11 protein-coding genes are annotated in these 12,554 nt (G+C 32.1%); 4 read left to right on the top strand and 7 right to left on the bottom strand.

The features are described 5' to 3' along the window. Positions 1 to 15 precede the first annotated feature (15 nt). Both GGR97_RS10720 and GGR97_RS10715 read right to left on the bottom strand, forming a co-directional pair. Positions 16 to 1,329, bottom strand: coding sequence for an MGH1-like glycoside hydrolase domain-containing protein (locus GGR97_RS10720; RefSeq protein WP_167898516.1), 1,314 nt, complete (start codon positions 1,327 to 1,329; stop codon positions 16 to 18). A gap of 84 nt (positions 1,330 to 1,413) precedes the next feature. Continuing rightward, positions 1,414 to 4,065: a TonB-dependent receptor gene (locus tag GGR97_RS10715; protein ID WP_167898515.1), complete on the bottom strand. Its 2,652-nt coding sequence runs from the start codon at positions 4,063 to 4,065 to the stop codon at positions 1,414 to 1,416. Positions 4,066 to 4,199: 134 nt separating this feature from the next. Between GGR97_RS10715 and GGR97_RS10710 the strand changes: the two genes are divergently transcribed. The 4 genes from GGR97_RS10710 to GGR97_RS10695 all read left to right on the top strand — a co-directional run bounded on the left by GGR97_RS10710 (position 4,200) and on the right by GGR97_RS10695 (position 8,100). After that, positions 4,200 to 5,231, top strand: coding sequence for a LacI family DNA-binding transcriptional regulator (locus tag GGR97_RS10710; RefSeq protein ID WP_167898514.1), 1,032 nt, complete (start codon positions 4,200 to 4,202; stop codon positions 5,229 to 5,231). 156 nt (positions 5,232 to 5,387) lie between these two features. Beyond that, complete coding sequence (locus tag GGR97_RS10705) at positions 5,388 to 6,719, top strand: cytochrome ubiquinol oxidase subunit I (protein WP_167898513.1); 1,332 nt, start codon at positions 5,388 to 5,390, stop codon at positions 6,717 to 6,719. Positions 6,720 to 6,722: 3 nt separating this feature from the next. Further along, positions 6,723 to 7,796, top strand: a complete 1,074-nt coding sequence (gene cydB / locus GGR97_RS10700) for a cytochrome d ubiquinol oxidase subunit II (protein WP_167898512.1) — start codon at positions 6,723 to 6,725, stop codon at positions 7,794 to 7,796. 4 nt (positions 7,797 to 7,800) lie between these two features. Further along, positions 7,801 to 8,100 (top strand): hypothetical protein, encoded by a 300-nt coding sequence (locus GGR97_RS10695; RefSeq protein WP_167898511.1) that lies wholly within the window; start codon positions 7,801 to 7,803, stop codon positions 8,098 to 8,100. Between the two features lie 81 nt (positions 8,101 to 8,181). Here GGR97_RS10695 and GGR97_RS10690 read toward each other — a convergent pair whose 3' ends face one another. From GGR97_RS10690 to GGR97_RS10670, 5 genes are all read right to left on the bottom strand, one after another. Continuing rightward, a complete protein-coding gene (locus GGR97_RS10690) occupies positions 8,182 to 8,487 on the bottom strand; it encodes a DUF3817 domain-containing protein (protein WP_167898510.1) in 306 nt (101 codons plus the stop codon). Beyond that, entirely contained in the window at positions 8,484 to 8,948 is a 465-nt protein-coding gene (locus tag GGR97_RS10685) for a hypothetical protein (RefSeq protein ID WP_167898509.1), read from the bottom strand. Before GGR97_RS10685 ends, GGR97_RS10690 begins: the two co-directional genes overlap by 4 nt. 67 nt (positions 8,949 to 9,015) lie before the next feature. Then, positions 9,016 to 9,606, bottom strand: a complete 591-nt coding sequence (locus tag GGR97_RS10680) for a TetR/AcrR family transcriptional regulator (protein ID WP_167898508.1) — start codon at positions 9,604 to 9,606, stop codon at positions 9,016 to 9,018. A 58-nt stretch (positions 9,607 to 9,664) separates the two neighbouring features. Further along, positions 9,665 to 10,210, bottom strand: a complete 546-nt coding sequence (hemG, locus tag GGR97_RS10675; protein WP_167898507.1) for a menaquinone-dependent protoporphyrinogen IX dehydrogenase — start codon at positions 10,208 to 10,210, stop codon at positions 9,665 to 9,667. A gap of 312 nt (positions 10,211 to 10,522) precedes the next feature. Then, positions 10,523 to 12,343, bottom strand: a complete 1,821-nt coding sequence (locus GGR97_RS10670; protein WP_167898506.1) for a leucine-rich repeat protein — start codon at positions 12,341 to 12,343, stop codon at positions 10,523 to 10,525. Positions 12,344 to 12,554: the final 211 nt, after the last annotated feature.

Here is a 12,554-nt window from a genome sequence, read left to right as displayed (position 1 = left end):
TTTGTTTTTAAAAACTTAAATTTTATTCTGTAACAAGTCTATTAGCAATGCTGCAGTCCAAGAAAAATCTCCACCACCGTATCCGGCTTTGTCCGTTAGGTGTACCGATTTTCTAGCATCAAAATACTCATAAAATCCACTTTTTTCAACTATTTCTAGCGTATCGTTTTTAACTCTATCGGCTACCTCGTTATAGCCATATTTTCTTAAACCTCTATACAACATCCAGTTTAGGTTTACCCAAACAGGACCTCTCCAATATTTCTTAGGATTAAAAAGTTCGTTGGTAGGATCAAAAGAAGCACATAAGTACATATCTTCTCCTCCAAATTTGTCTAACATTACATCAACAAGACCTTTTACTTGTTCTGGGGTAGTAGCAATATTGGCAAATATTGGAGAAAAAGAAGAAGAAGTAATAAAAGGAATTGGCTTCTCATTTCTTAAATCATAATGGACATATACTTTTAAATCTTTATCGTACAACTTTGTATTCATGCTATGTACAGCTTTGGTGTTCCATTGGGTAAGCTGTGCTATTTTATCGACATTTCCTCCTATTAATTTATATAGGTTGATTAATGCTTCGTTAGATTTGATTAGCATAGTGTTAAACAAAGGATCTTGTACTAAAAATGGAGAAAGCTCTGCTATTTTTTCATCACTATAATTATGCTCTTTGGCAATATTGATAATGTGTAAATAATGATCGTATTCTCTATTGGTAGGACGTTCCGATGCATCTACATGCGTGGTATCTCTTCTTTTAAACTCATAATGTGGCGGATTCATTGTCGCAAAAATATCATCCCAAATAGGAGAATTATCTGTTCCCGATTCCCAGTTATGATAGATGTACACTAACCCCTCGTTATTAGGATCTCTGTTCTCATAAAAATAAGTGTGATTGTGGTATACCTTATCTATCATAGAATTGATATACGCTAGCGTAGCTGTTTTGTTGGTGCTTATGTTGTACATTTCTTCTAAGACAAAACCTGTAACAGGAGGCTGTGTCATTCCTGTAGATTTATAAGTTTTAGAAGATTGTGGATGCAATTCCGATTGATGAAAATCTGGTCCAGGAAAATAGGTATCACTTTCTGTATGGAATACAATGTGAGGAATAAATCCGTTATCCCATTGAGCGGCTAATAAAGTAGCTATTTCTTTTTCTGCTTTGTCCATATCAAAATGAGCAAAACCGATAGCGATAAATCCTGAATCCCATTTCCATTGAAAAGGATATAAATTTGCACAAGGCACACTAAAACCGTCTTTCCAGTTTTTTAGTAATACTCTTTTGGCTTCGTTTTCTAATTTTTTCATAATTGTATTGTTAAAAGCTCACCACCAACCTTACATAAGATAAGGTGATGAGCATAACTTAAATAAACTTAACTATAGGTCTTTTTAAAAATTGAATGATGCTGTTAAGAAGAATCTTCTTGGTAAAATTGGTCTTCCTTTAAAGAAATTTCCTGAAACAGAATTTCCTCTTGGGTTTCCTTCTGTCACTCCATCACTATCAAATAAGTTGAATATTGAAGCTCCTAATCTTAACGTTTTAGCATTTTCCATATCAAATGTATATCCTGCATTGATACGGGCAATGGTAATCGCATCTAATTCCACTTCATTAGCATCTTGGTTAAACTTACTTCCTGTGTAGTTTACCGTAAAACTAGAATCAAATTTACTATTGTCATAGTGCAATCCTAAACTACCTATAAAGTTAGGTTGTCTTGCCAATTCGTTTCCTTCGTTTGTTCTAGTTGTTGTGTTATTTACTAAATCTTCACTTAAATTTTCTGTTAACTCATGTTCTTGAAAAGTAGCAGTTCCTCTTAAATGTAAATTTTCTATAAGCTCTAAATCTCCATTTAATTCTACTCCAAAAGTTTGAGTACTTTGTGTTTCTCTAGACTTGTCTATTAACAATCCTGTTCCATCAATTTCCTGAATTAATTTTACTCTATCATCTAATAAAACAGCATATGCAGCTATGGCTCCACTAAATTTACTTGTACTAATTTTTGTACCTACCTCAAACTGATATATTTTTTCAGAATCGTATTTAGTTTCTGGAATACCTGCTACAGGAGCAAAATTTCTTAATTGTGGAAAGAAATATCCCTTAGAAAGGTTTGCATATAAATTAAATGTATCGTTTAATTTATACAACGCTGCAAAAGAAGCTGCCCAGTCTGTTGCGCTAATTACTCCTTTGGTAAAAGTTCCATCTGCTCCTTTTACATTTGCCAATTCGCTCGTTAATTCTGGATCTGAATATACCGTAGACTCTACAATATTTCCATTCATAAATTCACCATTGGTACTTTCTATTCTAAATCCAACATCAAATCTCCATTTGTCCATTACAATTTCATCACTTATATAAAATGCAGATCTGTTTTGTGCTAAATATTTGTTAGCTGTTTGCCCAGCTCTGTTGTAAATTCCTCCTTGAGAATAAATAACATTGTTCCCTACAGCATCTGTATAACTTAAATTTACCAATCTTGGGTCGTTGTTAAATTCTGACAAATAAGAATATTGATAGTTTACATCTTCTGCTTCTGTTCTAGATAAAAACGTACCTACTGTAATGTTATGTTCTGTAGTAGATAACTCTATTTTTTTGGTTAAAGAAGCTTCTCCAGAATAATCTGTCATCGGTCTAATTCTATCTGTGTAATTGTTACTAACTACTCTAGTATTTCCATCTATTAATGTATTTCCACCTCCTTGATATTGTGCAGTAAATCCTGTATTATTTGCATCAATATCATTTACTAAATCACTTAATGTCATTGGATCACCTGCTCCCCCTAATAAAGCAAAACTGTGTTGGTATTTTGCATATCTAGCTTTGGCTTTAAATTTTAAATCATTATCAAATCTGTAATCAAAATCTCCTAAGAAATAACCACCTTTAGTAGCAACTCCGTTTCCTATTGGACTTGTGTAATTTCCATTAGGGGTTAAGAATGATGTGTTAGCTAATTGACTAGACATTAATTGCTCTACTTCTTTTCCATCGTTACCAATTAATCTTTCTCTAGAATCTCCATCTAAAGGAATTCCTGTATAAAACTGAACATTATCATCTATAAACTGACCGTGCATGGTAAAAGAACCTTTGTCAAACTTCTTTTTAATATTTCCTCTTAATTGTACTCCTTTTGTTGGCAATCCAACATTAATAGGACCTTCATCATATCTTACAAATCCTGTTAAAGCATAGTAGGTATCAGAATCTTTTCCTCCTAATTTACCACCGCTATAAAAATCGGTTTTTACTCTACCTCCATTTGCCCATTCAACATTAACAATGTTCCCTGGATCTGTGTCACCCGTTTTACTTGTGTAATTAATAATACCTGCTACAGAACCCGCACCATATAAAATAGCAGATCCACCACGTACAAATTCTACTCCTTTAAAACCAATATCTGTTCTCGCATAAACATCATGCGCAGATGAGTTTAAACCAAAAGCACTAATTAATGGCATTCCATCGTATTGTAAAGGATTAAATACATATTGACCTCCGGATGGCAAACCTCTAACAAATACATTGGCAGCTACCTCTCCACCACCACCTTCTGCGGTAATACCAGGTACACTACGCAAAATATCTGCCTGACTATTTGCCGAAAGTTTAGTAATTTCTGCTGCTTTTACAGAACTAATAGACATGGGAGCTTCTTTTTGAGACCTAAACGTAGTAGAAGCTGTTAGTACCACTTCTTCTAAATTACTAACTCCTCCTTTTAACGTAGCATTTATAACCAATGCCTTTCCATTTAAGGTAATTAGTTTGGTAAAAGTTTCATTTCCAATATTAGAAATTTCAATAGTTTGTTCTCCAGTAGCTTTTGAAATAATTAAAAAGTTACCGTCTAAATCCGAAGTAGTTCCAGATGTAGTTCCTTTAATTTTTACGTTTGCTAAAGGAATAGGAAATCCTGTTGCATCTTTAACTGTACCCGTAATCTTAGTTTGTGCATTGCTATTTAAATAAAACAGTGTACACAAAACTGTAAAAATAATTTTCTTCATGATTTCAGTATTTATAGTTATTAAATTGTTCTACCACAAAATTATCAACAAACGCAAGTTATTATTACATAATTTACAAAATTCAACCCGCAAACGTTTGCGGAAAAAGATTTAATTACACTAATTTTACAAGTATGAAGAAAAGACAAACTGTTACTTTAAAACATATAGCAGAAGCTTTAAACCTATCTGTATCTACCGTATCTAGGTCTTTAAAAAACCACAAAGACATTAGTCAAGAAACTATTAACTTGGTAAAAGCTAAAGCTAAAGAGCTAAATTATTTTCCCAATATATTTGCACAGGGTTTTAGAAATAAAAGAACTCATATGATTGGGGTTGTGGTTCCTAACATTACCCATTACTATACCTCTACTCTTTTAGAAGGAATTTTAGATGAAGCCGAAAAGAAGGGTTATCATGTTATTATTATGGGATCTAAAGACAGTTATAAAAAGCAAATAGAATTGTTAGATACCATGATCCATTTAGGAGTGGATGGAATTTTATTATCGTTAACTAGAGATACACAAAACATAAATCAAATTATAAAATACATAGAGCAAGTTCCTTTAATTTTGTTTGATAAGGTTTCTAGAAAAGTACCATGTACCCAAGTTATTATTGATGAAGAACAAGCCGGGTTTAATGCCGTAAAGCATTTGATAGAGATTGGAAAAAAAAGAATAGCCATTTTTAAAGAAACCGAGGATTCTTTTAATTCTATGAGACGATATGAAGGTTATTTAAGAGCCTTAAAAACCTATAACCTTCCCGTTGATGAATCTATTATTCTAAGTTCTAAAAATATTCCTATGGAACAAGGAAGAATATTAGCCGAAACACTCTTACAAAACCCCAATAGACCCGATGCTGTTTTTTGCATTACAGATAGTTGTGCTGTAGGTGCTATGCAAACTTTTAAGAAACACCACCTTAAAGTACCACAAGATATTGCTATTGTAGGTTTTAGTAACTCTTTAATTTCTCAAGTAGTAGAACCTCAAATTACCACCATCAATCAGCCTGGAATTAAAGTGGGACAAACTGCTATTAATTATTTAATTGATGAAATAGACCATCCTAACGTAAATTTTATGGATTATAAAACTGTAGCAATAAAAACCAATTTAATTGTTCGTAATTCTACTGTTTTAATTCCCTAAAAACAATCCATTTTATGTATCAAAAGTAGCTGTTAAACAAAGTAAAAGATGTAAATTTAATGTCATATTTTTTTCTGTACTTTTCCTTATTTTTAAAGGATTTCTAATAAAAATATACATCTAAATTTTTAACTAAAAGATTCAATCTATTCCCCTATGGAAGACATGATTTTTTACGATCGATTGCAGTTTGCTTTTACGATTACGTTCCACTACATTTTCCCACAGTTAACCATGGGACTTTCTTTAATTATTGTATTCTTTAAAGCTTATTATTTAAAGTCTGACAAAGAAATTTACAACGATGCTGCTAAATTTTTTATGAAAATTTTTGCTATCAATTTTACCATGGGGGTCATTACCGGAATTCCAATGGAATTTCAGTTTGGAACCAATTGGGCTAAATTTTCTGAACTCACAGGAGGTATTATTGGACAAACCTTAGCGATGGAAGGAACTTTTTCTTTCTTTTTAGAATCGTCTTTTTTAGCACTCTTTATATTTGGTGAAAAAATTATGGGGCAAAAACTCCATTTATTAACAGGGTTTTTGGTCTTTTTAGGATCTTGGGCTAGTGGGTATTTTATTTTAGCAACCAATGCTTGGATGCAACACCCAGTAGGTTATGAAGTTTTAGAAAACGGAAAATTTGTATTAACGCATTTTTCAGAATTGTTTACCAATCCTTGGTTGTTGCCGGCATTTTTGCACAATCAAATGGCTTCTTTAGTAACTTCAGCCTTTGTTGTTGCTAGTATTGGTGCTTTCTATTTATTGATTAAAAAACACCAAGAACACGGAAAACTATTTGTAAAAACAGGAGTTTTATTTGGTGTAGTTGCTAGTTTATTAGTTGCCGTTCCTACGGGAGATTTAAATGCTAAAAACGTAGCTAAATATCAGCCTGCTGCTTTTGCCGCTATGGAGGGAATTTTTGAAACCGAAGAAGCAGGGGCCGAAATAGTCTTAATTGGACAGCCCAATATGGTTGAAAAAAAGCTAGACAATAAAATTGCCGTTCCTAATATTTTAAGTTTTTTAACCTATCAGGATTGGAACAAACAAATTGTTGGAATGGATCATTTTGATGAAAGTGAATTGCCAGACAACATTCCTGCTTTGTATTATTCTTATCATATTATGGTTGGTTTGGGAACCATTTTTATTGGAATTATGTTTTTAGCTACCTTGTTTTTATACCTTAAAAAACTATACACCTTTAAACCTTTGTTATGGACTTTGTTATTTTTAGTTCCTTTTCCATTTATAGCCAACATTACAGGTTGGTATGTGGCAGAACTAGGTAGACAACCTTATTTGGTTTATGGTTTGCTTAGAACTAGCGAAGGAATTTCTCCTACCGTATCTTCTGGAAACACTTTATTTACTTTATTAGGTTTTGTAGCCTTATATATGTTGCTAGGCTTATTATTCTTACTTCTTGTTGGTAAAACTATTTACCAAGGACCAAAACCTCAAAAACACTAACTCATGGAAATATTTTGGTACATTATTATTGCAGTTATAACAACGGTCTTTTTTATTTTAGATGGTTATGATTTTGGTACAGGAATTATTCATTTATTTTTTGCTAAAAAAGATAAAGACAAAGAAGTAATTTCTAAAGCCGCTGGACTTTTTTGGGATTCTAACGAAGTTTGGTTAGTTGCTGCGGGTGGATTGTTATTTATGGCTTTCCCTACCTTTTACGCATCGGTATTTAGTGGGTTTTATTTGCCCTTAATTATTGTATTGTGGTTGATTATTTTTAGAGCTTTAGGATTGGAATTAAGGTCTCAAATTAATCATCCTATTTGGAAAACTATTTGGGACAAAGCCTTTGGAGTTTCTAGCTTGTTATTGGCTTTATTTTTTGGGATTGCACTAGGAAACATTGCCAGAGGTGTAAATTTAGGAGGTGTAGAAAACGGAGTTTCTGCTTACGAAGCTCATTATTTCTTTTTACCCTTATGGGATAGCAGTTTTAGTCCCTCTACCACACACCCTGGAGTTATTGATTGGTTTACGATTGTGATTGGAATTATAGCCATTGTAACCTTAGCCATTCACGGTGCCAATTGGATTCTTGTAAAAACCAATGCCAGTATTAACGAACACTTAAAAACCGTTATTTTTAGATTCAACATTGCCCTAGCTGTTTTAACTGTTTTTTCTTTAAGTATTTGGCATTTGGTAGAACCTCATCCTTTAGCTAACTATTTAAAATATCCTGTATTTTTAATTTTTCCGATGGTTTATTTTGTGGGATTGATAGGAATGTTCTTTATCAAAAAACTAAAAAAAGAAATTTACGGATTTATACTTTCTAGCTTAATTATTACGGGTGGAGTTACCTCTACTTTAGCTACTATGTTTCCGGTATTGTTACCATCTACAAACGATTTAAATCCACCTTTAACCATATACAACACTGCTACTAGCGAATACGGAATGTCTGTAGCTGTGCCTTGGATGATTTTGGGAATTATTTTAATCATCACCTATTTTATTATTCAGAAAAAACTGAATAAAGGAAAGATTGACGATAGAGAATACGGACACTAATAATATGACAGAAACTATTATTTCTTTGGTAAGTATTCTTACAGGTATTATAGGAGCTGTTCTTATTGGCCTGCTAAAACCTAAATGGTCCTTTGGACTTACGGGTAATATTATTGTGGGAGTTTTTGCTAGTATTTTTATGATCAAATCTTTTGGGAGACTTGGTTTTTCTCCCAATTATATCATCACCAATCAACAAGTAAATTACATTCTTTTACTTGTCAATTTAAGTAGTTCCCTTTTTGCGGGTATGCTAGGATTGTTACTCGCTTTTAAAATCAAACAAAAATTACCTGATTCCTAATAAAAAAACTCCATCAATTACTGATGGAGTTTTTTTATACACCCATTCTTGATGCTATCATATGACACTATCAAAAACAGATTAAGAGAGTTTTTTTAGTATTGTTTTATCTATATAAAAAGTACCGAAAGGAATAAAACAAGCCAGAATAATTTTCCAGGTTGTGGTTTTAAATTTCCAGTTTTGCTCTACTCCTACACTTAGGGTGTTAAATAGAAATAATAAAAACAAAGCTCCGTGTATAGGCCCTAAAGAACTACTTAAACTAGGATTTCCAAAATAGTATTTTAAAGGTACGGCTATAAAAACCAGTACCAAAAGAGAAATACCTTCTAAAAAGGCAAGGATGCGTAATCGGCCAATGTTGGTGTAGCATAAATGTATCATAAGCTTCTAAAATAAGGTCTGTTTGCTAAGGGTGAAAACGGCCAAGGAATGGCTATTAAAATAATGAATAAGGCTATAGAAAACCAAAGCAGCATGGTTTTAAACTTTTCTAGATCTGTTGCTTTTCTTTTAGACAACGCAGAACCTATAGTAATCACTACAATGGCCACTAGCATTAGTATTAAATGTATGATTCCAAAAAATGTTGTATCTAAACTTTTAGTGGCTACAGATGTATTTTTCCAAAAATAATTAATAATGGGACTTTTACTATACAATAGAATCCCCAGCATTAACTGAATATGAGCAATGGTGGCTGTCCAATGCCTAATAAGATTGTGTTGTTTAGAAAACTTTAACTTTAGAAAAACACCTTTATAAGCTGTGTAAATTGCCCATATAAGACTTATTAGCACTAACCAACGTACTAAGGAATGAAAAGAAATAAGGGTTTGATACATTGTTGTATGATTCAATTATCCTACAAAGATAACCAAAACATACTAACTAGTATGTTGATTGTTTTACTTATTTTAAAGTGTCTAAATAGCTCTTTAATTCTAACAAATAATCGTCATAACAATGGGTACTGTTGTACACCTTTCCAAAATTACGAATCCCCCAATAGCTAGAAATTACAAAATAAGCCACCTGTTTTGCATTTACCGACTTGCGTATCTGTCCGTTTTCTAAAGCTTTTAAAAGACTCTCTTCTATGGCTGTTTGCCAACTAGTAATGAGTTGATGTAACGCTTTGGAAAACTCAACATTCCAAGGAGTCATTTCTTGAGCTAAATTACCTGCAGGGCAACCATATTCTAATTTTAAAAAGCTATTTTCTAACAATAAAGATTGAGTCATGGTATAAATTTCTGCAAGAGGATCTAGAGTGGTTTGTAAAGGAGTAATGTACGTACGCTCCATTATAGGTTTTACAATTTCGTTAATAATTGCAATTCCCATAGCATCCTTAGTTTTAAAATGATAATAAAAAGCTCCTTTGGTTACCTGGGTAGTTGCTATAATTTCATCAATACTGGTAGCTTGATAGCCTTTTTGGTAAATTAATTCAAAAGATTTTTTAAGAATAGTTTGTCGGGTATTGGATGCTTTTGCCATAAAAATACTGATTGGTATGATAGGCAAAGTACAGAAAAAACAATAAGATTTAAGAAGTCTAGGCTATTGATTTTTTTAAATCATTGCTTATTCTTAAACCAAAACTGTCTACGCTATCCCATTTTGTAAATTCTATAGGTTCTACGGTTTTGGTAGGGCCATCTGTTAGTTTCATAATCAACTTGATCATGACTCTGTCCCAAAAAGAATAAGATTTATAATCTAGCTTACCTGCAAAGACTTCTAAATATGTAGCTTTCCAGTTAATTTCTTTTAAAAACTTAATTAAATAAGGATTGGTGTTTGCTGAATTTTTATCTTCTTTTCTAGCTACCAAATTAACAGAAAAGAATGCTGTTTTTATAGTATCTAATTGAGCTCTGTTTGTTTCTATAAACTCATATACCTTTTTATGATGTTTTCCGTAGCGAATACTCGCTCCAATAATTAACAAAGTAAAATCAGACAAATTTCCTTTAAAACTTTCTATTGTACACATTTCCGTAGGAATGCCTTTACTCGTAAAAATCGTCTGTAATTGGTGGCAAATTTTTAAGGTTTGTCCGTCTGTAGTAGCATATATAATTCCGATTCTTAGCCCCATAACGTGTCTTCTTTTAAGAATTGATAACGTTTTTAGAAATGAAATACAACCTAAATAATAGGTACGGTACTCCTACTCTAAAGTTAAGGAATTCTATTAAAAGAATGTTGGTTTTACCTAGGTTTGATTAGGGTATAATTATTATCTATTTCTTGGAATGTTATTCCATTTTTAATCTATCCCAAATAATGATTTTCATGTTCTGAATAAATACTAAAACCTTTTTTTATAAAAAAAGAATTTCTAATTCAATAAAACCAAAAACGCTTCATTAATTTATAATGAAGCATTTCTTGATTTATATTTAGAAGCTTATTGCTTGATTACTTTTTTGGTAAACACCCCTTTATTAGAACTTATATTTAAAATATAAATTCCTTTTGAAAGTACTGAAATATCAATTGTTGATTGATTGGTTGTTTCTACAACAGTCCCATTGATCCTAAATAAATTTATTCTATTAAGAACAATACTATCCTTGGCATTTACAACCAAAGTGTTTTGATTCATTTCAATAGTAAGGTTCTCATCAAAAACTCTTTCTTCTACACCTAAAGTTGTCATTTCATTAATAGTCGTAAAATCTTGCCAAAGAATAGCTCCCTGATAATCGGTTTTGGCACCATGAGGTACTGTTAAAATAGCATTCGAATCAATATCAGTAAAAACACCAGCACCTGAACCAAAAACTACAGGTGTAGGATTTTCTACTATAACTTCAGACAAACTAGAACAACCATAAAAACAATAATCTAAAATACTTGTCAATCCACTTGGTAATGTTATGCTCTCAATTTCAGTACAATTAGCAAAAGCTGCAAAACCTAAACTTGTTACCCCACTTGGTAAAGAGATAGCCGTTAAACCTGTTTCAAAAAACGCTTGTGGACCAATAGTTGTTATACTACTTGGTAATGTAATTGATGTTAAACTTTCACACCCACTAAACAAATTCTCACCAATTCCAGTAAGTCCTCCTGGTAAAGTAATACTTGATAAGTTTGTACAATCTTCAAAAGCACTATCTTCAATAGTTGCAATACCATTTGGTAGTGTAAGACTTGTTATCACTTCATTTTCATAAAAAGTATTTTTAGCAATTTTTGTAACACTATATGTTACAGATTCATTAACCACAGAGCTTGGAATAGTAATGTCTCCTTCATATTTATTTCCCGATTCTAAAGGAACAATGCTTACTGTAGTACCATCAAAACTTACATAACGAATTCCATTTGCTACAAAATACTTAGGTTCTGTAGAAGTTATAATAGAAAAATCACTCCATCCATCAGCACCTTCGTAAGCACTTACACTCCCGCTTGGAACTAATAAATAGGCTGAGCTTGAAATATCATAAAAAACATCGTCTCCAATAGTATATGGTGTTGCATTTTCAACTTGCACTTTTTCTAAATCTGAACATCCCTCAAAAGCACTATCTTCAATAGAGGTAATACTGTTTGGTAAAGTAATTGTTGTTAAACTCTCACAATCACTAAAAGCATTTTGTCCAATAGTTGTAATACTATTTGGTAATGTAATTGTTGTTAAGCTACTACATCCACTAAATGTCTTTTTAATAATTTCTGTAAGTCCAGCAGGTAAAGTAATACTTGCTAAAGAACTACAACCATTAAAAGCTTCTCTTTCAATACTTGTCACCCCACTAGGTATAGTAACACTTACTAAGTTACTACAACCTTCAAAAGTTTGATCTTTGATTTCAGTAACTCCATCTGGAATCACTACGTTTGTTAGTGCTGAACATCCATAAAAAGCAGTAGAACCAAGTCCTGTAAAACCTGCAGGCAATGTGAAATTAGTTAGTTTTTTACAACTTAAAAAACCATTTTGACCTATATATAAAAGTCCTGTAGGAAAAATGATACTTGTTAACTCTTCATTTTGATAAAAAGCAGCATTCCCAATTCCTGTAACTGTGTAGCTTACAGAATTATGAGTTACTGTATCAGGAATTGTAATAGCTCCAGTGTATTTACCAGAAGATAGTGCAACCACTTCTACAGTGTTCGTATCAGTAGTATTGTAACGGATTCCGTTGGACTCAAAGTATTCAGCCTTAGCAAATGCAAAGGTCAATAAACATGTTAAAAGTAATTTTAATTTCATTTTTTTTAATTATTAGTTGACTCTACAAAAATAGAGACCCCCACATAATTTAATTAGCCCAATAAGACAAATTAATAGCCCAATAGGACATTTTTTTCAATACTTTAATAATTTCATCATCAAAAAAAGGAATAAAGCCAAAACTCTATTCCTTTTTAATATTCTTTATTTTATTGTTTTCCAAAACGAATTCATCAAATTAATGCTTCAA

Source organism: Wenyingzhuangia aestuarii (assembly GCF_011927765.1).
GTDB classification, from domain to species: Bacteria; Bacteroidota; Bacteroidia; order Flavobacteriales; family Flavobacteriaceae; genus Wenyingzhuangia; species Wenyingzhuangia aestuarii.
The sequence above is the reverse complement of the archived record's forward strand: the minus strand, read 5'-3'. Positions and strand labels throughout refer to the sequence as shown.